The organism is Desulfuromusa kysingii (genome assembly GCF_900107645.1).
GTDB classification, from domain to species: Bacteria; Desulfobacterota; Desulfuromonadia; order Desulfuromonadales; family Geopsychrobacteraceae; genus Desulfuromusa; species Desulfuromusa kysingii.
Genome location: NZ_FNQN01000001.1, coordinates 546850 through 568495 on the forward strand (window position 1 = coordinate 546850; position 21646 = coordinate 568495).

At 46.0% G+C, this 21646-nt stretch carries 26 protein-coding genes; 13 read left to right on the forward strand and 13 right to left on the reverse strand.

Translation table 11 applies throughout. From position 1 onward, the window contains the following. Window positions 1-3: 3 nt before the first annotated feature. From BLU87_RS02610 to BLU87_RS02645, 8 genes are all read right to left on the reverse strand, one after another. Window positions 4-468, reverse strand: a complete 465-nt coding sequence (locus BLU87_RS02610; RefSeq protein WP_092344400.1) for a tripartite tricarboxylate transporter TctB family protein — start codon at window positions 466-468, stop codon at window positions 4-6. A 68-nt stretch (window positions 469-536) separates the two neighbouring features. Beyond that, window positions 537-1493 (reverse strand): Bug family tripartite tricarboxylate transporter substrate binding protein, encoded by a 957-nt coding sequence (locus BLU87_RS02615; protein ID WP_175498245.1) that lies wholly within the window; start codon window positions 1491-1493, stop codon window positions 537-539. Between the two features lie 366 nt (window positions 1494-1859). Further along, window positions 1860-2300, reverse strand: coding sequence for a Rieske (2Fe-2S) protein (locus tag BLU87_RS02620; RefSeq protein ID WP_092344404.1), 441 nt, complete (start codon window positions 2298-2300; stop codon window positions 1860-1862). A 54-nt stretch (window positions 2301-2354) separates the two neighbouring features. Further along, window positions 2355-3041 (reverse strand): haloacid dehalogenase type II, encoded by a 687-nt coding sequence (locus BLU87_RS02625; protein WP_092344406.1) that lies wholly within the window; start codon window positions 3039-3041, stop codon window positions 2355-2357. Window positions 3042-3106: 65 nt separating this feature from the next. Beyond that, window positions 3107-3754 (reverse strand): DsbA family oxidoreductase, encoded by a 648-nt coding sequence (locus BLU87_RS02630; protein WP_092344408.1) that lies wholly within the window; start codon window positions 3752-3754, stop codon window positions 3107-3109. 150 nt (window positions 3755-3904) lie between these two features. Next, window positions 3905-4456, reverse strand: a complete 552-nt coding sequence (locus BLU87_RS02635; RefSeq protein WP_092344410.1) for a carboxymuconolactone decarboxylase family protein — start codon at window positions 4454-4456, stop codon at window positions 3905-3907. A 119-nt stretch (window positions 4457-4575) separates the two neighbouring features. After that, entirely contained in the window at window positions 4576-5157 is a 582-nt protein-coding gene (locus BLU87_RS02640; RefSeq protein WP_092344412.1) for a TetR/AcrR family transcriptional regulator, read from the reverse strand. Between the two features lie 203 nt (window positions 5158-5360). After that, window positions 5361-6083 (reverse strand): NAD(P)H-dependent oxidoreductase, encoded by a 723-nt coding sequence (locus tag BLU87_RS02645; RefSeq protein ID WP_217637420.1) that lies wholly within the window; start codon window positions 6081-6083, stop codon window positions 5361-5363. Between the two features lie 122 nt (window positions 6084-6205). On the opposite strand from BLU87_RS02645, the gene BLU87_RS02650 reads away from it, so the two are divergent. The 9 genes from BLU87_RS02650 (at window position 6206) to amrS (ending at window position 14085) form a co-directional block, all read left to right on the forward strand. Then, window positions 6206-7174 (forward strand): LysR family transcriptional regulator, encoded by a 969-nt coding sequence (locus tag BLU87_RS02650; RefSeq protein WP_092344414.1) that lies wholly within the window; start codon window positions 6206-6208, stop codon window positions 7172-7174. A 44-nt stretch (window positions 7175-7218) separates the two neighbouring features. Beyond that, entirely contained in the window at window positions 7219-7803 is a 585-nt protein-coding gene (locus BLU87_RS02655) for a flavodoxin family protein (protein ID WP_092344416.1), read from the forward strand. A gap of 279 nt (window positions 7804-8082) precedes the next feature. Continuing rightward, complete coding sequence (locus BLU87_RS02660) at window positions 8083-8319, forward strand: DUF5320 domain-containing protein (RefSeq protein WP_092344418.1); 237 nt, start codon at window positions 8083-8085, stop codon at window positions 8317-8319. Window positions 8320-8408: 89 nt separating this feature from the next. Continuing rightward, window positions 8409-8930, forward strand: coding sequence for a NifB/NifX family molybdenum-iron cluster-binding protein (locus tag BLU87_RS02665; protein WP_092344420.1), 522 nt, complete (start codon window positions 8409-8411; stop codon window positions 8928-8930). A 149-nt stretch (window positions 8931-9079) separates the two neighbouring features. Then, the gene (locus tag BLU87_RS02670) at window positions 9080-9814 is read left to right on the forward strand and encodes a NifB/NifX family molybdenum-iron cluster-binding protein (protein WP_092344422.1); all 735 of its coding nucleotides are present in this window, start codon (window positions 9080-9082) and stop codon (window positions 9812-9814) included. Continuing rightward, a complete protein-coding gene (locus tag BLU87_RS02675) occupies window positions 9814-10644 on the forward strand; it encodes a 4Fe-4S binding protein (RefSeq protein WP_175498246.1) in 831 nt (276 codons plus the stop codon). The genes BLU87_RS02670 and BLU87_RS02675 overlap by 1 nt, the downstream gene beginning before the upstream one ends. Beyond that, window positions 10641-11510 carry an ATP-binding protein gene (locus tag BLU87_RS02680; protein WP_092344426.1) on the forward strand — a complete coding sequence of 290 codons (870 nt, stop codon included), beginning with the start codon at window positions 10641-10643 and terminating at the stop codon, window positions 11508-11510. The genes BLU87_RS02675 and BLU87_RS02680 overlap by 4 nt, the downstream gene beginning before the upstream one ends. Window positions 11511-11540: 30 nt before the next feature. Further along, on the forward strand, window positions 11541-12764 hold the full coding sequence (locus BLU87_RS02685; RefSeq protein WP_092344428.1) for an FprA family A-type flavoprotein: 1224 nt from the start codon (window positions 11541-11543) through the stop codon (window positions 12762-12764). A 304-nt stretch (window positions 12765-13068) separates the two neighbouring features. Next, a complete protein-coding gene (gene amrS / locus BLU87_RS02690; RefSeq protein WP_092344430.1) occupies window positions 13069-14085 on the forward strand; it encodes an AmmeMemoRadiSam system radical SAM enzyme in 1017 nt (338 codons plus the stop codon). An 8-nt stretch (window positions 14086-14093) separates the two neighbouring features. On the opposite strand, the gene BLU87_RS02695 is transcribed toward amrS, so the two are convergent. Next, on the reverse strand, window positions 14094-14384 hold the full coding sequence (locus BLU87_RS02695) for an HNH endonuclease (protein ID WP_092344432.1): 291 nt from the start codon (window positions 14382-14384) through the stop codon (window positions 14094-14096). Between the two features lie 106 nt (window positions 14385-14490). Between BLU87_RS02695 and trkA the strand changes: the two genes are divergently transcribed. Then, window positions 14491-15843, forward strand: coding sequence for a Trk system potassium transporter TrkA (gene trkA / locus BLU87_RS02700; protein WP_092344434.1), 1353 nt, complete (start codon window positions 14491-14493; stop codon window positions 15841-15843). Continuing rightward, window positions 15844-17289, forward strand: coding sequence for a TrkH family potassium uptake protein (locus tag BLU87_RS02705; RefSeq protein WP_092344436.1), 1446 nt, complete (start codon window positions 15844-15846; stop codon window positions 17287-17289). A 180-nt stretch (window positions 17290-17469) separates the two neighbouring features. Here BLU87_RS02705 and pgeF read toward each other — a convergent pair whose 3' ends face one another. The 3 genes from pgeF to BLU87_RS02720 all read right to left on the reverse strand — a co-directional run bounded on the left by pgeF (window position 17470) and on the right by BLU87_RS02720 (window position 19584). Continuing rightward, the gene (gene pgeF / locus BLU87_RS02710) at window positions 17470-18261 is read right to left on the reverse strand and encodes a peptidoglycan editing factor PgeF (RefSeq protein WP_092344438.1); all 792 of its coding nucleotides are present in this window, start codon (window positions 18259-18261) and stop codon (window positions 17470-17472) included. A gap of 87 nt (window positions 18262-18348) precedes the next feature. After that, window positions 18349-19314 carry an RluA family pseudouridine synthase gene (locus BLU87_RS02715; RefSeq protein ID WP_092344440.1) on the reverse strand — a complete coding sequence of 322 codons (966 nt, stop codon included), beginning with the start codon at window positions 19312-19314 and terminating at the stop codon, window positions 18349-18351. After that, the gene (locus tag BLU87_RS02720; RefSeq protein ID WP_092344442.1) at window positions 19315-19584 is read right to left on the reverse strand and encodes a hypothetical protein; all 270 of its coding nucleotides are present in this window, start codon (window positions 19582-19584) and stop codon (window positions 19315-19317) included. Window positions 19585-19959: 375 nt separating this feature from the next. Here BLU87_RS02720 and BLU87_RS02725 point away from each other — a divergent pair, with 375 nt between their 5' ends. Together BLU87_RS02725 and BLU87_RS02730 are read left to right on the forward strand one after the other, a co-directional pair. Then, on the forward strand, window positions 19960-20778 hold the full coding sequence (locus BLU87_RS02725) for a response regulator (protein ID WP_092344444.1): 819 nt from the start codon (window positions 19960-19962) through the stop codon (window positions 20776-20778). A 43-nt stretch (window positions 20779-20821) separates the two neighbouring features. Further along, window positions 20822-21208 carry a response regulator gene (locus BLU87_RS02730; protein WP_092344446.1) on the forward strand — a complete coding sequence of 129 codons (387 nt, stop codon included), beginning with the start codon at window positions 20822-20824 and terminating at the stop codon, window positions 21206-21208. 86 nt (window positions 21209-21294) lie between these two features. Here BLU87_RS02730 and BLU87_RS02735 read toward each other — a convergent pair whose 3' ends face one another. After that, window positions 21295-21618, reverse strand: a complete 324-nt coding sequence (locus BLU87_RS02735) for a cytochrome b5 domain-containing protein (protein WP_092344448.1) — start codon at window positions 21616-21618, stop codon at window positions 21295-21297. Window positions 21619-21646: the final 28 nt, after the last annotated feature.

A 21646-nucleotide genomic window follows, 5' to 3' on the forward strand; every position in this document is an offset into this window, starting at 1 on the left:
CCTCTATAGGATAAATGAGCCAATTTCCAAACGAGGTAGCGACATTTGCATCAATAAAACCATCGCAACGTAAAGAACGGCTGTAATAGTAAACGCGATTATTGTATTTCTGGACCATGATTTCCCACCTAGCCATCTAAACAACAGTGTTAGAAACACAAAACTGCTTAAAGCGAATCCAAGGTAGGGCATCGTTGCGATATACAATAGAGGAGCAATCAGAATAATAAGAGGTTTATATTTGTTTGCTGGTGTATCCGTTTTTTCTTTTTTCACTGGGATAGAAAAAACATAAGTGAAGATAATTCCCAGTAAAAATAAACCAGTGAGTGTCCCTAACCCATAGGCCCACTTGATAGCAATCCAAGAAGCATCTGCAGTCTGAACAAAGTAGGCAATACCGAATAAGAGCGAGATTCCCGGAACGATTGCTTCATTCGGATTAAATCTTTTTTTATTTTTTTCCATAGTGGCCTCTTCTTAGGTGTGGCAGGGACATAAGTCCTAGCCACACCTGCAATCTCAAGCTGAAAAAATCACATCAGATGCTTATATTCTTCCCAGACACTTTGAAATTCCTGCACGTAAGCATCACATTCTTCAGGTGTCCAGTAGTCGATAAAAGGAGCCATCCCTTGTTGCTCTGCAAACTCCAATGTTGAAGGAAGAGAGACCGCTTCTTTAAAGGTGGTAACAAGTTTGTTGTAGTTTTCTGGTGATTTTTGCATCACATCGCGTTTGATCATGAAAGCAAAAGGTTCTACTAGGTTTGGAAAATTTTTACCTGTGGCTTCTGTCAAAGTGGGAATGTCCCATAATCCTGAATAAACTTTCTTGTTTGTGAAAGAGGCCAGCGCTTTAATGAATTCTTTCTTTGATGAAGCCGAGAAATAAGGACCGATACAAGCATCAACCTGTTTGCCAGCGAGGGCGTTACGAGCTTTAGACCCACCATCAAAAGGAACAACTTTAGCGTTAATACCTGTCAGTTCGATGAGAATCTTAGCGGCCAGAGTTGAAACCGCTTTGGGATGAGAAGTTGAAATTGTTAGCGGTTTCTTCGCTGTTTTGCCTGCTTTAATAAATTCTTCAATCGTTTTGTAAGGGGAATCATTGTGCACGAGTAAGACATTGGGGTCGGTGATGAGGTTACCGACAAAACCGACTTTGTCCCATCCTGCCTTAGCTACGCCAGTGTTTACATTCATCGCATACATTGCAATGGTCGTCATGATGGTTGTGTATCCATCAGATGGTCTGGCCATCATTTTACCGAATCCAATGGCACCAGAAGCTCCTGGTGAATAATCGAAGGTAATTGGTTGGCCTAGAATTTTTTCCCAGCCTACTGCCTGAACTCTTGATGAGCGGTCAAAGCCACCACCAGCTTTCGCAGGAACAATATGAGTTATTGGTTTTGATGGAAAATCCGCTGCGAATGAAATGCTTGTGGACAGTAAAACGAGAGCAATAATTAGGCTGAGCTTTTTCATGACTGACCTCCTGAAAATCGGTTGCTGGTAACGAGTGCATTCGTAGTTGGGGTTGGTGGTTGTTGTGCTAGTAATGACAGAAAGAACATACATCTCATCTAACTTATATAGATAAGTTAGATGAGATGTATGTTCTTGTCAACTAAAAATATATCGCTGTTATAAATTCGTGATAGAAGTGGATATTGCTAAGCAGATTTGATTCCTATGATCAGAGGCCGTACTGATTCAAAGGGCTTAAAGATGCCCCTGATATTGTGGCCGAAAGGATGAGGAAGAAACGAAATCGCGGGCATGCTTTGCTGGTTACGCCGACAAGTCGATCGACAATGTCACTTTGACGAGACCGCTCAATAGCGGTCACATTCATCGATTAGTTGCTTGTTCTACAATTGAAATGATTAGTCGCCCCTGATTCTTTTCTACTGGAAAGTTGGCGACCGGGCGACGCGCAGGCCCTTCAATTTTTGCACCACAACAATCAAAGGTTGAATGATTGATGCTGCAACATTGTACTGTGTTTGTCCCTGGCACTGGGTCCAGACGGCGGTGGCCGATATGAGTGCACCTGTTGTGATAAGCCCGATATTCTCCATCCTCACTGTTGACCACCAGAACCCGTAGCGGCAGGTTGTTTCCCTCCAGACGTAAGGCGCCACCAGAAACCGTTAATTCCGGGGCCTTTTGCAGATCGATGGTCAGTTTTCCCTCTGCATAGTTCCAGCACTGGGATTCTGCAGGTTTTTGTGTCGCGGGAGTCCCCATGACTCTTTGTAAAAAACTTCTTTTGAGTCTTTTTTCAGCCATCGCTTCCTCCTTGTTGAAATGCAAATTTTTTGTCTTAGCCAGTGAAAATGTTCATCACAAGTCAGAGTTATGGTTTGGAATTTCTTCTGGTAATTCGATCAAGCTCTGAACCGTAATCGTTGGTTCAATTCCCCAGGGGTCGAAGAGCGCGTCTGGAGAGCGCTTGACCCAGGCTGCTTTCATTCCGGCTGACATTGAGCCGATGATATCAAAGGGATTGCTGGAAATCAGCCATGTGTTGGCGCCTGTTGATGCTGATCGCTTGAGAAAGTGATGATAGATCTCTGGATTCGGCTTGAAGGTCTTGATTTCATCAGCGCTGACAACATCAAGAAACAGATCTCGGATGTCAGCATTGTTCAGCAATGCTTCGAGAGCGTTTGCCGCGCCATTTGAAAAGGCAAAAAGTTGAAAGCCAGCAGTCTGCAGTTGAGTGAGGCCTTTTTTAACATCATTAAACGCGGGCAGGACACGATAAATGCTCATGAGTTCTGTTTTTTGCTCGTCGTTCAAGTTGGATTGATAATAAGCGCAGGTATAATCAAGGGCCTGACGGGTGCAGATGGCAAAGTTTGCATAGTTTTGCATCAAACCTTTGCGAAACGAATACTCTAATTGTTTGTCTCTCCAGGTGTCCGAAAAGGCTTTTGCCTTATCACCGACCAGAACTTTTAGTGCACTTAGAACACCATGAGTGTCGATCAAGGTTCCATAAACATCGAAAGCTAAGGTTGTCTGCATGAAGGACTCCTGTTGTTATGAGAATGCTTCTTTAAGCCGAATGGTTCTGTCACCACTCTGCTCATCTATGACAGTTTGCTCTGTTCTGTCAATATTTGCTTATAAACAGCGATCGGTTGAGCGCCAGTGAGAACCTCTGAGCGGTTGATGATGACTGTCGGTACCGATGAAATGCCCGTGTTGTACCAATGCATCTCCTGTTCCAGAATGCGTTTTCGGGCCCCATTATCGTCCAATCGGGATAAACCTTCAGCGACATTTAAGCCAACATTTTGCAACGCCTGCTCAAGAATTTGTCGATCAGAGATATCTTGTCGATCACTGAAAAAACTGTAGAAAAGTTGGGTGTTTAACTTTGTTTGGAGTCCCAGTTCTTTTGCGTAATCGAGCAATATGTGTGCGTCCCGAGTGTTGACAACTTTCATTCCGTTGAAAAAATCAAACTTGAACTCAAGTTCTTCACCCAACTTTGTTATCATCGCGCGATTGCGGGCCCCTTCCTCTGCGGTTGAGCCGTACTTACGCGTCCCATAAGCCTGTATCTCTTCACCTGCTGCGGGCATATCTGGATTGATCTCAAATGGTTGCCATTGTAGCTCAACTTTATCTTCAATTCCCATCTCCAAGATGGCTGTTTTCAGTCGTTTATAACCAATGATACACCAGGGGCAAACGACATCGGAAATAATCTCCAGTCTGATCTTCTCTGCCATAATAGCTCCTTTTCTGCAGCCTTATCTATAACTATCAGCCGCTCAGCTTGTCGGCTCCTCAAAGGAGCTATCCCGGATGTAATGTTAGAAGAAGCATCAGTCATGCGCGGGACGACAAGCTAAAAGCGGCATATTTTTATTGATTATTGATTATTGCTTTGTCCACGCATATTTCTTAAATGGTGTATCGACCGGTGTTTCAGCAATAGCGTTGACATAGTTGCTGATCACTTTTTGCGACAGACCGAGGATGATTTCCAGTAGCTGCTGTTTGTTGTATCCGGCAGCATAAAAAGTCTCAACTTCAGCATCTGTCAAGCGTCCGCGACTACGGACCATGGCCAGTGTTGTTGTGTGCAGGGCCTGGAGCTTCTCGTTGGGCATCGGGGTTTGATTTCTCAGCGCTTCGGTTATGGCAGAATCGACCTGCATCATATTCGCTATCCCTGTATGGGCGGGGACACAATAGTGACACCCATGCTCGACATTAATTGTCTGCCAGACAACGGTGAGCTCGTCGTTATTGAAGGATGAATTTTGAAACAGCCCGTGGAGAACTTGATAGGCATCTAGAAGGCCAGGGGCTTCTGCGAGGACACCGTGCAGACCAGGGACTCTGCCAAATGCTTTACGGGATTTTTCCAACAGCAGTTTACTTTCTCTCGGGGCGGATTCGATTGTATGGATAGTTAGCTTGTTCATAAAAGTTAATCTCCTTGAAAGGATGAATGGTTCTTCTGTCAGTCGACTTTGTTGTCCGTTCTCTTTAAAACGATCGTTCTGAAATTGGTCAAAAAAAATCTTTTGAACTGTCTCTGTGCTTAGTTCTTGAGGATTGCGAGTGCAACTGTCGTCATTGTTGTCAACTTTTCTTTGTCGGGTGCTGTTTTACTCATAACCATCATTCCTGCGGTTACGTTCAGCAGGTAAAAGGCCAGGGCCCGGCAATCCTTTTCTGGTGGAATCCCTCCAGCCTTTTGTTCGGCAAGGAGACACTGATAGAAGCTCTCTTCTAACAGGGTAAGATAGTGCTCTACCTGTTTGAATGCCTCTTCGTCGAGAAGTTCCTTCTCGATAGCACTATTGATCAACAGACAACCGGGGCTTTTACTGGAGGTTGCATGATCGAGTCGGCGCCGAAAGAACTCTTCGATATTGTTAAGCCCCAGTGGTTGCTGGCTTAGAACGTTAGTCTCTTCTCTGTTTATTTTCAGGACATAGTTGTCGAGACACTCGCGAAAGAGCCCCTCTTTGTTGCCAAATTCCTGATACATGCTGTGTTTGTTCAAACCTGTCACGGCCACCAGATCACTGACTGCGGTCCCTTTGAAACCTTTGACCCAGAAAATCTGGGTTGCAGCATCCAGAACTTCTTCACGCATATATTCTTTGTTTCTTGCCATGTTTGGCTCCTTTTAAACAATACTAGACCAACCGTTCTGAAAAGGTCAAGCTACCATCTGCTTTTTTTAGGGAGCGAGTTATAAGCTGATGGCTTGTCATTCAGTGAGCTCAGCCAATACCGCCTCGATAACGCCCATAATGACTGCGGTTTTTTGCATAATTTTTCCTCCTTCAAAACGTCAGAATGACGGGGTGTCGAAGCTCAAGCCCAGCTGACGATATCTTCAATCTTACGGCGGGTCTTGACATGTGGTGGCTCGTCAACACGATATCCAAAAGCGACCATGACCACAGGTTTGTAGCGCGTGGGATCGATCCCAAAGTGCTCTTCGAGGACTGCCATGGTCTTATCCACTTCAAACCCTTCGATAGGACAGGAATCGATGCCCATCAACGCGGCTGCAGTCATCATGTTTCCTAACGCGATATAAGCCTGACGTGCGGACCAATCATTGATTTGACGGTCCCCGGAAATATGAAAATCCTGTTCTTGAAATTTCTGGTAGGCAGAGTTGATAAATGCAACAATTTCGTCGGGTAACTGCTTGACCTCTTTCAGGTGTTTTTGCAAGTAGGTGGAATGATGCGTCATCGTCGTCCCGGTATGCCCCAGAAAGATGCCAAAGTGGCTGGCTGTACCAAGTTGTCCGGCAGTCCCGTTCGTCGCCCCATTGGCTCCCCAAGCAAATTCTCGGAACAACTCACGTTTTTCCGGAGTTTGGATGATCAGCAGCTGCCAGGGTTCCATACCGAAAGAGCTGGGTGACAGCCGTGCGGTTTCAAGAATAGTGTTGAACTCACCGGCATCAATTTTGCGATGTGGATCAAACACCTTGGTCGCATGCCGGAAATTGAAAGCTTCGATGATCTGGCGTTGCACATTATGTTGAGAGTTGGATTTGTCGATGGTCTTAGTTTGCATCATTTTTATCTCCGTTTTAGTGTCGAGTGTTGTGCCATTTATTATTTTCAGATCATAGCCCTTGATGAATTCCAGTTAAACAGTATAATGATTGAAATATTATCAAATTATTTTGGAGAATGGCAATGTTGGTAGAAGATCTTCAGTTTATCCTCAAGGTCGCTGAATTTCGTAGTATCACTGCAGCTGCAACTCATTTGGGGATGCGGACAGCGACCGCAAGTGCTGCTCTTAAGCGGGTGGAAAGTGCCTTGGGGGTGGAGTTGTTTATCCGTACAACTCGGAGTCTTCGTTTGACCAGTGCGGGAGAAAGATACCTCCCACAGTGTGAACAGGCGCTGCTGATGCTCGATCAGGCTAAACTGAAAATTAAGGATGACCAGGATATTGTCGATGGGGAACTGCGGATCGCGGTGTCATCCGATCTAGGGAGAAATCTGGTGATGCCCTGGCTCGATGAATTTATGGAAAGTCATCCTCAGGTCACCTTGAGGGCCGATATTAGTGATCGAAAAATTGATTTTTATCGTGATCTCGTCGATATGGCATTGCGTTATGGGTCACCAACTGATGCGAGCTTGTATGGATTTAAGATCTGCAACGTTCCAGGAGTTTTGTGTGCGACCCAAGAGTATCTCGATCAGTCTGGGACCCCCAAACACCCTCATGATTTAACCTCACATAATGGACTTTTTTATCAACTTAACGGGATGACTCATGATGTCTGGGAGTTTTCACGGAATGGGACGGACTATAAAGTCAAGATGAGTGGAAATCGTGCCTCGAATGATGGTGATCTGGTCCGGCGTTGGTGTGTCACCGGGAAGGGGTTCGCGGTCAAGTCCTGTCTCGATATGTCTGCTGATTTACTCTCAGGCAAAGTGATAAGTGTCATGCCCGAGTTCATCCCCAGATCGACCGAACTCTGGCTTATTTGCCCGAGTCGGCAACTGATTACCCCGGCGGTTCGATTGTTACGAGATATGTTTCATGTAAAGTGTGGAGAAATTATGCAACAATTGATTGAACAGGGAATATTTGGTGATCATGTCCGGCAAAAAGGCTTATTGTCTGCTGATAACCTTTTTCCATAGATGTTACCCCCCTATATTTTATTTGAGAACTCAGGAAACCCGTTATGAAAATACTTGCTATCAATGGCAGTCGTAGAAAGCAGGGCAATACCAGCATCCTGCTGCAATCCATTTTGAAAGCTGCGGATCAGGCTCAGCATGCTATTGAGATGATATCTCTTGGTGATTACCGCATTGAAGCTTGTACCGGTTGTGAAGGTTGTAGTGGTTCCTGGGACTGTGTCATTAAAGACGATTATGCTGAACTGATTCATAAGTTGGATCAAGCTGACGCTGTCATTCTTGGCTCACCAACTTACTGGTACACCGTCACCTCAGACATGAAGCGATTTATTGACCGCTGTTACAGCTTGATCCAGTATCCGCACAATCGTCAGCAATGGATTGGTAAGTATCAGGATAGCCATAAGGTTTGTGTGACCGCAGCTGTTTGTGAGCAGCCAGAAGAGTCAATGATGGGTAATACCTTGACCCTTCTATCAGATTTTTCCCGTGATATCGGTTTGCAATTAATTGATTCTGTGGCGGCACTGCATTGTTTTGAAGCCGGAAGGGTAAGAGGGGAAACTACGGTTCTGGAGAAAGCCGAGCAGGCCGGGACAATGATGCTACAAGCGCTGGAGCGTTAATCTATATCACCCACTGTTTAAGTCAAGAGATTCATCCGCTTTGCTTCGTTCCCGATCCAATCTCTGGACCACTTTATCTTTCGTCTGCGACATCCTTTGAGGTCATTCCACTTTATTTAATCCATTATGTGTATATGCACAAATATTTCTTGACAAGGGCCGCTTTCAGAGCTAGTCTTATTATGTGCATATGCACATAGTGGTTGCGGTTATTGAGTCTGTAACTGGGACTCCCGCAAGCAATACTTTCATAAACAACTTAATTTAAAGGAGGCAGTTATGCCAGGTAGAGATGGAACAGGACCACAAGGGCAAGGTGCAATGACCGGAAGAGGTTTAGGCGTTGCCGGTCAAGGGCAAGGTGTAAGGGCTGGAAATGGCCAAGGTCAACGCTTGGGCTTAGGTCAAAATCAAGGTCCCAATAATCAACAAGGGCGCGGGTTAGGTGCCAGACGCGGTGATGGCATGGCAACTGGTCGTGGCCAAGGTATGGGACGCGGCAGAGGCAGACGTTGATAGTTCTTCATTGGGGCAGCCGGTTGGCTGCCCCAATGGCGTAGCCTGCAGGCGAACCTGGAGGCACAAGCATTGGAGTACAAACGCATATGTTAATCGCAATAACCGCACAGGAAAATTCCTTGCAATCAGAGATCGATCCAAGGTTTGGCAGGGCCGCTTATTATCTGATTATTAATACTGAAACTGACGAAGTCACCGGGCACGATAACAGTGCCGGTATCAATGCGGCAAATGGTGCTGGAACCGGGGCCGCACAAACATTATCTGAATATGGAGTCGAAGCCCTTTATACGGGGAAAGTTGGCCCGAAAGCCGCTGAAGTTTTAAATCAGGCCAAGATCCCTTATTTTGAGGATATCTCAGGAACGGTTCAAGATGTCCTTGATCAAATAAAGGGGGGAGGCTCGCCCAAACAGGCTATTGCAAACAGTAATACGCCAACTGCAAGTCAAACCGTCATAAACCCAGATTCGGATGTTGCATCTCGATGCCCCGGGGCGTTGACTGGCGCCGGTCGGAGAATGGGAAATGGCTGTGGGCAGGGGCAGGGGAAGAGATGTGGTTCTGGTCGCGGGCAAGGACAAGGGCGTGGGGGCTGTCGACGTTAGCAATTTATCTCAAGGGTAGATTCAGTGGATAAAATTTTACTATAATGGGCTTCGTTGTGTTCACGATCGTCCCAATTTGAATCATACTGAGTTAGAGGGGTTGTCGTTTACAGTTTTATAATTCACTTAACAATGGAGCTAAGCATACTATGATTATCGCAGTAACTGCCAAGGAAGCGTCTTTACAATCAGAAGTTGATCCAAGGTTTGGCCGTGCCGCCTACTTTTTAATCGCCAACAGCGCAACGGGTGAGGTCTACGCTCACGACAACACTGAAGGGATTGAAGCTGACAACGGTGCTGGGACCGGTGCATCGCAACAGCTGGCAGAATTCAAAGTGGATGTCCTCTATACCGGTCATGTTGGACCCAAAGCTGCAGAGGTGCTAGATAAGGCGAAGATTGCCTACCACGAAAATACCACTGGAACGGTCGAAGAGGTTTTATCCCGGATTCCTCAGGAGTCTCAGCCACAGGAGGCCCCGAAAGAAACTGTCTCTGCTCCAGAAAATGGAGCATTCCGTTTGGCGATACCAGCGGATTCTGACGCGGGATTGACCGCACAACGGTCAGGCCATTTTGGTAAGTGTGCTTATTACACTTTGATAGATATTAAAGATCAAGAGGTGCAACAGGTTGTTGCCATGAAGAATGGTGGCCATGTTCAGGGTGGTTGCTCGGTTCCGGTGATATTGTTGAACGCCAATCATGTCGATAAGCTGATTGTTGCCGGAATTGGTGGTCGTCCCTTGCAGGGCTTCCGTGATGCCGGGATTGAAGTTTATGCCGGAGCAGGGCAAACGGTGCAGGAGTCGGTTGATTTGTTCCTGGCTGAGCAACTTGCACCAATCAGCAATGATCAGGTTTGCGGTGGGGGCGCATAGTGATCATCTCAGTTGTCAGTGGCAAAGGTGGTGCGGGAAAAACCACCCTTGCCGCATCAATTGCCCAGGTCTTTTCTGCGGAATTCTATGATCTGGATGTTGATGCCCCCAATGCGGAATATTTTCTGCAACCGAAATTTTCCCAAACAACCCCGGTCACTCAACCCGTGCCGGTGTTTGCAGAGGATCTTTGCGATGGCTGCGGTATTTGTACCAAAGAGTGTCGTTTTCATGCCCTCTATAAAATTCTTAAGACCGTCTATCTCACCGAAACTCTCTGTCATGGTTGTGGTCTCTGTGAAAAGGTCTGTCCACAACAAGCTATCAGTTATCAACAGGCTTCTGTCGGCAATATCCGAACGGGTTACTCGCAGAAAATTGACAATATGGTGCATATCGGTGACCTGACTATTGGTTCCACCCGTGGTACCTATCTGATTGGTGAGATGGTCAAAAAGATAGATCGGCAGAAGCTTTCGGTCATTGACGGTCCTCCCGGTAATTCTTGTGCCGCAGTTGCAGCGTTGAAGCCAGCGGATCTGGTTGTTCTGGTGGTTGAACCAACGCCATTCGGTTTTCATGACATGCAACAGACAGAGCAGATTGTGCAACAGATGGGAAAAAATTACCTGATTATCGCTAATAAAGCGATGGGTTCTGAGAGTGTCGATCAATTCTTTCAGGGTAAATCCAAACAGACGGCATTGACAATCCCCTTGGACGATCGTTATCACAAAGCGAATTTACGGGGAGAGATCCTGAGCCAGAAATTCAGTGAGATTCACCAGGGACTGCATACTGCAGTTAGTCGGGAGCTGGAAAAACTATGACACGCCAGATTGCCATCCTCAGTGGGAAGGGGGGGGCTGGAAAGACCTCAATCACCGCTTCGATAATTAAAATGATGGATTCAGTTGTTGCCGTTGATGCCGATGTCAACGCTTCAAACCTGCCTATTCTTCTCCCCTATGTTTCACAATCAAGCAGTGCCTATTATGGGATGGACATTGCTCAGGTTGATCATAATCAGTGTACCCGTTGTGGCCTCTGCCTCTCGACCTGCCAGTTTGACGCCATCAGTCAAGATGACGATGGTAAAATTTTCATTGATTCTGATTGTGAAGGTTGTGCCGCTTGTGCCTTTGTCTGTCCAGTCAATGCAATCAGCATGACTGATCGTAAAGGTGGCGATTGGTATGTCAGCACTATTGATAACGGTTTTCTGGTGCATGCTGACTTAATTCCAGGTGAAGATAATAGTGGAAAATTGATTACCAAGGTTCGGGGGGAAGCATCAACTCTTGCAAAAGCGAACAATATTGCCTACATTGTTATCGATGGACCGCCGGGGACCAGTTGTCAGGCGATTTCATCAATCACTGGAGTTGATCTGGTTCTGGCCGTTGTCGAAGAGAGCCTTTCTGGTCTTTCTGATTACCGCCGTCTGGCAGAGCTGATACAGAAATTTTCTATCCCCCATGTTGTCCTGCTTAATAAGGCCGGGTTCAACGCAGAGGTTGAAAATAAGATAGTTCAGGCTGTTGAAGAATTTAATGGAAAAATTATTGCCCGGATTCCTTTCGACCATAAAATTCCTCAAGCATTGCAACATCTGCAATCACTGGCAGACATGGATGGTTATCGAGAGATCATTGCTAAACTCCTTGAAAATATGAAAATATCCCTGAAAGACTAATCCCATACAAACCGACAAAGGATCTGGACGATGAAGGCTGTAAAAATTACCGATGGAATATACTGTTTACCTGTTAACCTGGAAAGCTATCAGTTGTTTGAAGGCATGTGGCCGATGCCTAATGGGATTTCAATTAATTCCTACATTGTCCAAGGTGATAAAACCGCCATAATTGATCTGGTCGAAGACACTGATGGCAAACCGGCAGAATTAGAGGCGGAAATTCATTCTATCCCGCTCGATCAAAAAAATATTGACTATATGATTATCAATCATATGGAGCCCGATCACACCAGTTGGCTCCCCGAGTTTTACCGAAAAAACCCGCAACTGCAATTTTATCTGACCGGGAAAGCCGCAGGCCTGTTGAAATCGTTTTGTGGTATTGAAGAGAATGTTCACATTGTTAAAGACGGTGACACCCTGGATCTGGGACAAGGCAAAGTGCTCAGCTTTCACGAAACCCCGAATATCCATTGGCCCGAAACGATGATGACCTTTGAACAGAGTAGCGGCACTTTGTTCTCTTGTGATGCCTTTGGTTCTTACGGGAAACTGGAAAGAGTCTTTTTCGATGATCGCCTCTCCACCGAACAGCACACCTTTTTCAGCAATGAAGCGCTGCGTTATTATGCCAATATTGTTGCGAGTTTTTCGACTTTTGTTACCAGAGGGATTGAAAAATTAAGCGCCTTGGACATCAAGGTGATAGCACCATCTCACGGCATCGTCTGGCGGGAAAACCCGAAACAGATCATCGACTCTTATGCCCGTTTTGCTGAATATATGAATGGCCCGGCCGAAGCTGAAGTGACGGTTATCTGGTCAAGTATGTACGGCAATACTGAAAAGCTGGTCAGCAATATTGTGCAGGGCGTGCGCAAAGAGGGCTTACCGGTGCATGTTCACCGTGTTCCCGATGAGCATGTTGGAATTCTCCTCGCCTCTGCCTGGCGATCCGCTGGCCTTATCCTCGGTATGCCAACATATGAATACGAAATGTTCCCACCTATGGCGTGGGTGCTTGATATGTTCCGGCGGAAAAAGGTCCTGAATAAAAAAGTTCTCCGCTTCGGTTCAGCTGGTTGGTCTGGCGGTGCCCAGCGTGAACTGGATAAGTTGACTGAGAAACTCAAGTGGGAATTTATCGATCCCATCGAATGGATGGGAGCTCCTGGCGAGCACGAGCTGGATCTGGCCTTGAGTCAGGGACAAGCTCTGGCAAGGCAGGTCAAGGATTTCTGCTCCAAGTAGAGATCGTCTGGAACAGTTAAGTTATAGAAACAGGGGAGTGGATCAAATAGGTCGACTCCCCTGTTTCGTCTTCCCTCCAAAGCCATTGATAGAGTTACCCTGTCCAGTATCGTGACGTTCTCGAGTTGTTATCATTGCCGTCATTGCTATACTTAAATCCTGGACACAATCATCTCGACGGTTTTTTAGTTCTGCGACTGAGGAATGAGAATTTCCTTGAGATGACAGTGAGTCCCGTGGATTTTGTCGCTGCGCTTTTGCGTCTCTGGAGCGGAACGGATCTGTTTTGAAATAGGGGTTATTTATGCAGGAAGCGCTTTTGTACCAGAAGTTGACAGGAGGTCAGGTTTGCTGTCACCTCTGTGCCCATTATTGTGTTATCGACGCAGGTCAAAGGGGGCTTTGTCAGGTTCGCGAAAATCAGAATGGGATCCTCTACACTTTGGTCTATGGTCGGACCATCAGTCAAGGTGTCGATCCCATTGAGAAGAAGCCTCTATACCATTTTTATCCTGGCAGCCAGTCTTTTTCAATTGCGACCCCCGGATGTAATTTTCGTTGCGCTTGGTGTCAGAACTGGGAGATTTCGCAAATGCCCCGAGAACAGCATTTTATCGCTGGAGACGACCTTCTCCCCGCTGATGTTGTTGCTGCTGCACAGAAATCTGCTTGTCGTTCGATCGCCTATACATACACTGAACCGACGATTTTCTTTGAATACAGCTATGATGTTGCAACTTTGGCACGCAATGCCGGGATCAATAATATTTATGTCAGTAATGGTTATATGTCGGAAGAGATGCTGGAATTGTTTCACCCTTGGCTTGATGCAGCCAATATCGACCTGAAAGCCTTTCGGGATGAGACCTATCGAAAATATGTGGGTGGCAGATTACAGCCGGTCCTTGACAGCTTGAAACGGCTTTCCTCTTATGGGGTTTGGTTGGAAGTGACGACACTGTTGATTCCAGGGATCAATGATGATCCTCATGAATTGCAGGATCTGGCGACATTTATCGCCACCGAACTGGGGACCGATACCCCTTGGCATGTGAGCAGATTTTTTCCGCAGTATCGCTTGCAACAAATCCCGAAGACCGCTCAGGAAGAGCTGTTACGGGCTGTAGCCATCGGGCATAAGGCCGGTCTTAAATATGTTTATATGGGGAATGTCGGTGAGGAGACAAACACTTATTGTCCGACTTGTCACCATCTCTTGATTCGCCGGAATCGTTATGAGATCAGCAATCAGTTGAATGTGAAGGGGGAATGTTGCCATTGTGGGGAACAGATTGCCGGGGTTGGTATGGCAGGGGCATGAGCGCGATATTATTTTTGCAGGTGGCGTAGATAATCGTCCCATTCCATGGGCAGGAGGTTTTTCTTTTGATTGTTGCAGTCCTTACAGGCTGGCACACAGTTGCCCTTGGTTGACCGTCCACCTCTGGCGACAGGAACAACATGATCAAGGGTCAGTTCTTTGGGCGGGACCGATTTGCCACAATAGTGACAAACGCCTCTTCCGATCCGGTTCTTCCACCAGCTCTGTTTGCGTAGCTCCCGGGCCTTGTTCCTTTCTCTGCGGATTTGCTCTTCGTCGATATCCAGTTCCCAATCCATCTCATCTCCTTTCACAGTGCCCAGATTATTGCACAATTTACCGATTTATGCGATCTTGTCGAATTGTTTTTCATCTAAAAACATATTGGAATGGAAGAGATAACTTATGAAAATCCTTGTTGTTGGCTCCGGTCAGGTCGGCTATTTTTTGTGTGACCGCTTGTCGCGTGAGGGGCATGAAGTGACTCTGGTTGATCAGGATGAAGCTGTTGTCGAACGGGCTCAGGATCGTTTGAATGTCCTTGGTGTCGTCGGCAATGGAGCGAGCGCCGAGGTCTTAGAGCAGGCTGGCATTAACAACGTAGATATCTTTATTGCCGTGACCAATATGGATGAGGTCAATATTCTTGCCTGTTTGCTAGCGCGTGAATATAAGGTCAAAATCCTCGTCGCACGGACCAAGAATATTGAGTACACCAGTCGAAAAGCTATACTTTCAAAAGAAAAACTCGGGATTGATCTATTGATCAACCCCGATGATGCGGTTGCTGAAGAACTCTCTAAATTGGCTTGTAATTCCAAAGCCTTTGATGTCGCTGAATTTGCCGATGGTCAGATTCTGTTTCAAGGTTACAGGATCGATGCAGAAAGCCCTCTGTGTGATTTAACCCTTGCAGAGCTTGGTGAATTACGAGGGATGTACCGTTTTCTTGTCGTTGCTATCAGTCGCGGGAATGATACGATTATCCCGCGAGGAGATGACATAATTCAGGCCGGCGATAGAATTTTTATCTTTGCACCGCAACAAGAACTCCCAGCGATCAATTACCTGTTACAATCTGAGCGATTAGAAGAAAAATCAAGCCGCAGGGTGTTTGTTCTTGGGGGCAGTCGGATTGGGTTGCAGGTCGCTCAGAATATGGAAAAGCTCCATTTTCAGATCAAGTTGATCGAAAAGGACGAGGATCGTTGCTACAAGTTAGCTGAACAGTTAAATAAGGCGGTTGTCATCAACGCTGAAGGGTTAGATGTTCAAACCCTGATTGATGAAGGTCTGACCGATGCCGATGTTTTTATTGCTGTCACTGAAAATGACCAAACAAATATCCTGACCTGTTTATTGGCGAGGCAACATAACGTTCGCCGTACATTGGCGTTGGTGAGTCAACCCGAGTTGATTGGGCTGGCTTCTGACTTGGGGATTGACGCCTGTATTTCACCCCGTCTGGCGGCAGCTGGAGCCATCCTGAAATTTGTACGGCGGGGCGATATTATTTCTCTGACGGCGGTTGAGGGGAGTAACTCCGAAGTTTTAGAATTGGAGATCGGCAAAGACAGTGGCCTGTTGACAACCCCTTTAAGTAGTTTACATTTTCCGCGTGGAGCTATTATTGGAGCGATTGTCCGGGGTGATAAATATGAGATCCCCAGCGGTGACAGTATGCTTGAAGTCGGGGATCGAGTTGTTGTCTTCACCCTTCCTGAAGCGTTGCAGAAAGTTGAAAGGTTTTTTGCCTGAATGAATCTTATTTTGACATTACGTATTCTGGGGGCGTTACTTCTCTTTCTTGGCGGATCGCTTTTTGTCCCACTCCCTTTTTCCTGGTACTACGCCGATGGTGTTTGGGCTGCTTTTCTTGTTTCCGCCGCGATCTGTTTTGGTGTCGGTGGACTGTTGTTCTGGTTTTGTAAGAGTCCAAAAGAGTTGACGTTGCGTGAAGGGTTTGCCGTTGTAACATTTGGATGGACTGTATTTGCGATCTTTGGTGCACTTCCTTATCTGTTTTCCGGAGCGATTGCTTCACCTCTCGATGCCATTTTTGAAACCATGAGTGGCTTCACGACAACGGGCTCCACCATCTTGACTGAAATCGAAGCGATGCCACAGAGTCTATTGTTTTGGCGCGCGTTGACCCATTGGCTTGGTGGTATGGGGATTATTGTCCTCTCTTTGGCAATTTTACCGATGTTGGGTGTTGGTGGTATGCAGCTATTTAAAGCTGAGGTCCCCGGACCCACTGCTGACCGCCTGAAGCCACGGATTCAAGATACCGCGAAAATGCTCTGGGGTGTCTATGTGTTGCTGACGGTGGTTGAAACCTTGTTGCTTATGTTTGGGGGGATGAGTTTTTTTGATGCTCTTTGTCACTCTTTTGCGACGTTGGCAACTGGTGGTTTTTCAACGAGAAATAGTTCCTTGGCCGCTTATGATAGCAGCTATATTGATGGTGTGGTGACCCTGTTTATGATCCTGGCTGGGATTAACTTTGCGCTCCACTTTCAGATATTACGGGGAAAAGGCAAAGATTTTTTTCAGAGTGAAGAGTTGCGGGTTTATCTTGGGATTATTCTGGCCGCTACCCTCACGATTATGTATTTCAATTGGTCTGGCGGGATTTATCAGCACATTGGCGATAATCTCCGTTACTCCATCTTTCAGGTCTCTTCCATCATGACCACAACAGGATTTGGCACAGCTGATTTTGAGTTGTGGCCGGTTGTGGTTCAATATATTTTATTATTGTTGATGTTTATCGGTGGCTGTGCGGGTTCGACAGGTGGCGGTATGAAAGTGGCTCGAATCTTACTGCTCTTTAAACATGCACAAGTTCAGGTTTTCCGCCTCATTCATCCTCGGGCAATCAGGTTGGTGAAGCTTGGAAATCGTCCCGTTGATAAAGAAGTTCTGCAAGCCATTTTGGGCTTTTTTGCTCTTTTTATCGGGGTTTTTGTGATTGGTTCCCTCTTGGTCGCTGCGAGTGGTATGGACCTTGTGTCTGCAGGTTCTGCGGTTGTCGCTTGCCTTGCGAATATTGGCCCAGGACTTGGTTCTGTCGGACCTGTCGATAACTTTGCTCATGTCCCCGGGTTTGGTAAAATTGTCCTGATCACCTGTATGTTGATGGGACGACTCGAACTTTTTACTGTTCTGGTTCTCTTTTTCCCATCGTTCTGGCGAAAATAAACCGCTTTAAAAATCGAAAGTCCCCATCATCGGCTACGATGATGGGGACTTCCCCCCTCCGGAACATCAAAATCGAAAAAATCAATAACATAAATCGTTTATGAGTATAGTCGATAATTCTGACAAAAATCTGAACTGACCCCCCTGATTCAATAAAAATTCAAAATTCTATATAATTTGTTAGCTTAATTTTAAAAAACTTATTTGCCGCCCGGTCACACCGTTGTCGCGTCGATGGGAAAAGAACAATTCTGGATGGCAGCAAGTGCACTGTTTTGCCGTTTCTATGTTTTCTACTTTAAGACCAGCTTGCTCAAGTTGCAGCTGACAACTAAGGGAGATATTGAGTTGCCAATGCCCCAAGCTGATCTCTTTGGAAATTTCCTTCCAGAATCCTGTTCCCTGTCTGAATGCATCACGCACGGGGCGATCAACTTCATAGGTATGGGCGCCAATTCCAGGGCCAATCGCAGCTTGAAGTTCCTCAATCGGGCAGTCGAAATGGGTATGGATTGTTTGTATCGTTTTAGCGATTAACCCATTTGCGGCCCCACGCCAGCCTATATGAACAGTTGAGATAATTTTTTTGTTTTCGTGCCAGATGAGCAAAGGAAAGCAATCTGCAGTCAAAATTCCGATCATGATTTCTGGTTGATTGGTAATAATCGCATCAACTTCTACGGCTAAAAAATGACTGAGATCCGCGTTATTTTCGTCAATCAGGAGGATATCGTCTCCATGAGCCTGTTTAACTGTCAGTAATTGGTGTGGGGAGAGGTCGAAGGCGCGTGTAAATGCGGCTCGGTTACTCTCCACATTTGTCGGTTGGTCTGCAGTATCTGTCCCCATATTCAAAGAATTAAAAGGGGGGCGACTGACACCACCATTCCGGGTGCTAAATCCCGCAACCATTCCGGTTGGCAGCTTGGTGGGTTGTAGATACGAGATTTTACCTTTGCGAACAAGTTTCATCAAAAACTCCGTGATTGAAAAGTGGCATAAATACACTTGCCAAGGCTGAATTATTGGTCCATTGAGAAAATTATGAAAAAGGTTTGATTATAGAAAAATATTATCTAAATAAGTGATGATATTAGAAAGAGTTTCAGGCATTTCACTGGAAAACTCCATATATTTTTCACTTCTTGGATGAATAAAACCAAGTTTTTGCGCGTGAAGAGCTTGGCCCGGCAACTGACTTATTAATTGTCGTAAGTGTCCATCCTTGATAGCCGTCGTTCTGGATTTGTTGCCATAGAGTGGGTCGCCGACAAGAGGACAATTTATCTCTGAAAAATGGACTCTGATTTGATGAGTCCGTCCTGTTTCCAGCTTCAGTTCAATCAGGGTTAATTTGCTGTTATTGTACTGCTTTATAGTTTTCCAGTGGGTGACCGCCCGTTTTCCATTTTTGGACTTTCCACTCATTTTTTTCCGTTGGGTTGGATGTCTGCCAATGGGATGGTCAATGGTCCCTGATGGTTGCACCGGGAAACCATGAACCAATGCCAGATAGCGTCTATTAATGGAGTGATCTTTGAACTGGGCGGCAAGATGGTGATGACTCAGGTCATTTTTAGTGGCGATGATGACTCCAGAGGTGTCCTTGTCAATCCGGTGGACGATGCCGGGACGTAACTCCCCACCGATGCCAGCAAGATCTTGGCAATGGTACAGCAGCGCGTTAACGAGAGTGCCGTTGAAGTGACCCGCTGCCGGGTGAACAACCATTCCCGCTGGTTTGTTGATGACGATGACGTCCTGATCTTCATAAAGAATGTGCAGAGGGATGTTTTCTGGACATGCTGTAACGGGTTCTGGTTCAGAGAAAACCACTTGAATGGATTCACCACCCCTTAATTTGTTGCTGGATTTGGTCGGAGATCCATTGAGGGTGATTTGACCGTTATCTATCAATTTTTTTAACTGAGAGCGGCTGATATTGGGAAAACACTCTGATAAAAAAGTATCGAGCCGCTCCGCAGGGCGATCTTCTGAAAAGAGTAGCTGCTGACTTTCTTCCATCTACCAAATCTGACTTTCAATCTTTCCCGCCTGTTTGATCATGACATCAACAATTGCGCGTTCGTACAGCTGGTCACGATTTTTCATTTCGGGGGAAACTCTAGTGAAAAAGTGCTCTCGCCCCTCTTCCAGTTCCTCATTCATCAACTCAAAGATACTATCACTTTTGATCCCTTCAGATACCTTGTCCTGATTGTACAAGGCGATATCTGAAACAATCGCACGTGCTAAACGGAATGCAAGATCGGGATTTTCAACCATTCTGGCCATAGGGTCAGCCTCCAACTCGCTGATAATTTATTGATTCGTATCGGGTATTGGATTTAAGTTTATTAATTTTTGCTCAAGATAGCAAGTACTAATCGGGTTTTCTCATTTTGATGTTAAATATTGTTGAGCATTAATGATTGATATGTTAATGTTTTTTTATTTTATCATGCTTTAGTTTCCTTTAGTTGTAACGTTGAAAATCAGGAACTGGAAATCGTTATGGCTCTGGTCAGTTTGCCAACCAATGCTATTAATTGTATTCATCGTTGATAGAATGCAGGGTATGGCGACACGGCGAGATGACTGTTAATTGTGGACTCGGACAAGAGACGTCATTCACGTAAAAACACCTCTTGATCTGAGAAGATAAAAATAATGGTGAAAATGATAAAAATTCTCTGTGTCAATAACGATCGAAGTGTCCTCAATGCTCTCAGTTCTCTTTTGGTGGAAAGGGGCAACTATGAAATTTTAGTTGCAGAATCAGCCGCAGCAGGGTTTAAAATCCTTGAGAATGAGGCTGATATCCACATGGTCATTGCTGCCCTGCGTACGCCGGAAATGTCAGGGGTTGAATTTTTGCGACAAGCCCATGAACGCTGGCCTGAAACCATGAGAATTGTGTTGTCTGATGCTGCTGACACGGGGGCGATGGTTGCGGCTGTGAATCAAGGTGAGATTGATAAATTTATTCTGCAACCTTGGAACGATGATGAGCTGTTACAGACGATCTCTTCGGCATTGGATTCTCAGGCGTTACGGTTCGAAAATAAACAGCTTAGCCAAAAATTGCAGTCGATTCATATCGAGTTGGAGCAAGCGCATAAAAGTTTAGAACAGCAGGTGGCTAAACGGACGGAAGCTTTGGATATCCGCAATCGCATATTGCAAGTATCTCAAGGGGTTTTGGATGTTCTTCCGGTCGTTGTTTTTGGTATTGACCCGGAAGATTTGATCGTCCACTGTAATGAATATGCGCGTGAATTGTTCCCGCATGGGGGGATGGGTCCGTTGGGAAATGAGCGCAAAGATGTGTTTCCAGATGAAATCAATGATTTAATTGATCGCTTGGAGACCGAGCGCTTGCCGAGGGCGGATATTACAGTGCGCAAGCAAATGTTTCGCGCTGAAGTGAGACGTCTGCATGATCCTCGGTTACAGGGTATTGTTCTGGTATTGATACCTGGTTTGTGACTCGTGTGTGGTTACCAAACGTCAAAGACGAGGGGTTTTATACATGTCTGGAGAATTAACTGGCACCACCAAGAAGCATATTCTTTATGTGGATGATGAGGAGTGTCTTGCCTTGCTGGGGGCGGAACTTCTGGATGATTGTGGTTATGCTGTCACCTGTGAATTTAATGGCACGGCGGCGTTGGAAAAGTTTCAGCAGCAGGTCGAAACTTTTGATCTGGTAGTCACCGATGAGTCAATGCCTGGAATGAGTGGGATTGAGTTGGCGCAGGCTATCTTCAAGATCTCTCCAGTAACGCCAGTCATCCTCTGTTCTGGCCATATGTTGACAATGGCGGAAGAAGGGATAGAGCAAACAAATATTGCGGCGGTATTGGCGAAAACAGAGGTCTGTGGTCTCCTTCCCGGGATGATCGAGAAACTGCTGTGATTTAAGGTGCTGGGCAATAAGCTGGCCTGATACCAGCGATTGATTTTTATGGGGGATGAGCGGTGCAAGGTGACCGTTACTGCCAATTAAACCATATAGGTAGCGAGCATTAACAGGATCACAAAAGCAATAATGACGATTGACAGTAACGAAATACCCGGCTCTGGTTTTTCTGCCCCGACAGTTTTCGATTCAATCTGACCGACCAGAGGGAAGCCCTCAATGACCGTTTTAAGATGTGGTGCCTGTCTCAACTCTGCGGTCAGATCTTGCCCTGCACGATGTTCCCCTTCATGAAGACCGTCTTGCCAATATGAGCTGGCGCTGACATCATAAACTTTTCCATTCACTGCAACATAGGCCGGTTGTCCATCACGACCATCAAACTTAGCTAACTCTGTTATTGTCATAGCTGTCACTCCGGGTAAAAATACTCCA

Excerpts from the sequence above, each read along its gene's own strand:
- BLU87_RS02610 (WP_092344400.1), bottom strand. The coding sequence starts at position 468 with ATGGAAAAAAATAAAAAAAGATTTAATCCGAATGAAGCAATCGTTCCG.
- BLU87_RS02615 (WP_175498245.1), bottom strand. The coding sequence starts at position 1,493 with ATGAAAAAGCTCAGCCTAATTATTGCTCTCGTTTTACTGTCCACAAGC.
- BLU87_RS02620 (WP_092344404.1), bottom strand. The coding sequence starts at position 2,300 with ATGGCTGAAAAAAGACTCAAAAGAAGTTTTTTACAAAGAGTCATGGGG.
- BLU87_RS02625 (WP_092344406.1), bottom strand. The coding sequence starts at position 3,041 with ATGCAGACAACCTTAGCTTTCGATGTTTATGGAACCTTGATCGACACT.
- BLU87_RS02630 (WP_092344408.1), bottom strand. The coding sequence starts at position 3,754 with ATGGCAGAGAAGATCAGACTGGAGATTATTTCCGATGTCGTTTGCCCC.
- BLU87_RS02635 (WP_092344410.1), bottom strand. The coding sequence starts at position 4,456 with ATGAACAAGCTAACTATCCATACAATCGAATCCGCCCCGAGAGAAAGT.
- BLU87_RS02640 (WP_092344412.1), bottom strand. The coding sequence starts at position 5,157 with ATGGCAAGAAACAAAGAATATATGCGTGAAGAAGTTCTGGATGCTGCA.
- BLU87_RS02645 (WP_217637420.1), bottom strand. The coding sequence starts at position 6,083 with ATGATGCAAACTAAGACCATCGACAAATCCAACTCTCAACATAATGTG.
- BLU87_RS02650 (WP_092344414.1), top strand. The coding sequence starts at position 6,206 with ATGTTGGTAGAAGATCTTCAGTTTATCCTCAAGGTCGCTGAATTTCGT.
- BLU87_RS02655 (WP_092344416.1), top strand. The coding sequence starts at position 7,219 with ATGAAAATACTTGCTATCAATGGCAGTCGTAGAAAGCAGGGCAATACC.
- BLU87_RS02660 (WP_092344418.1), top strand. The coding sequence starts at position 8,083 with ATGCCAGGTAGAGATGGAACAGGACCACAAGGGCAAGGTGCAATGACC.
- BLU87_RS02665 (WP_092344420.1), top strand. The coding sequence starts at position 8,409 with ATGTTAATCGCAATAACCGCACAGGAAAATTCCTTGCAATCAGAGATC.
- BLU87_RS02670 (WP_092344422.1), top strand. The coding sequence starts at position 9,080 with ATGATTATCGCAGTAACTGCCAAGGAAGCGTCTTTACAATCAGAAGTT.
- BLU87_RS02680 (WP_092344426.1), top strand. The coding sequence starts at position 10,641 with ATGACACGCCAGATTGCCATCCTCAGTGGGAAGGGGGGGGCTGGAAAG.
- BLU87_RS02685 (WP_092344428.1), top strand. The coding sequence starts at position 11,541 with ATGAAGGCTGTAAAAATTACCGATGGAATATACTGTTTACCTGTTAAC.
- amrS (WP_092344430.1), top strand. The coding sequence starts at position 13,069 with ATGCAGGAAGCGCTTTTGTACCAGAAGTTGACAGGAGGTCAGGTTTGC.
- BLU87_RS02695 (WP_092344432.1), bottom strand. The coding sequence starts at position 14,384 with ATGGATTGGGAACTGGATATCGACGAAGAGCAAATCCGCAGAGAAAGG.
- trkA (WP_092344434.1), top strand. The coding sequence starts at position 14,491 with ATGAAAATCCTTGTTGTTGGCTCCGGTCAGGTCGGCTATTTTTTGTGT.
- BLU87_RS02705 (WP_092344436.1), top strand. The coding sequence starts at position 15,844 with ATGAATCTTATTTTGACATTACGTATTCTGGGGGCGTTACTTCTCTTT.
- pgeF (WP_092344438.1), bottom strand. The coding sequence starts at position 18,261 with ATGAAACTTGTTCGCAAAGGTAAAATCTCGTATCTACAACCCACCAAG.
- BLU87_RS02715 (WP_092344440.1), bottom strand. The coding sequence starts at position 19,314 with ATGGAAGAAAGTCAGCAGCTACTCTTTTCAGAAGATCGCCCTGCGGAG.
- BLU87_RS02720 (WP_092344442.1), bottom strand. The coding sequence starts at position 19,584 with ATGGCCAGAATGGTTGAAAATCCCGATCTTGCATTCCGTTTAGCACGT.
- BLU87_RS02725 (WP_092344444.1), top strand. The coding sequence starts at position 19,960 with ATGGTGAAAATGATAAAAATTCTCTGTGTCAATAACGATCGAAGTGTC.
- BLU87_RS02730 (WP_092344446.1), top strand. The coding sequence starts at position 20,822 with ATGTCTGGAGAATTAACTGGCACCACCAAGAAGCATATTCTTTATGTG.
- BLU87_RS02735 (WP_092344448.1), bottom strand. The coding sequence starts at position 21,618 with ATGACAATAACAGAGTTAGCTAAGTTTGATGGTCGTGATGGACAACCG.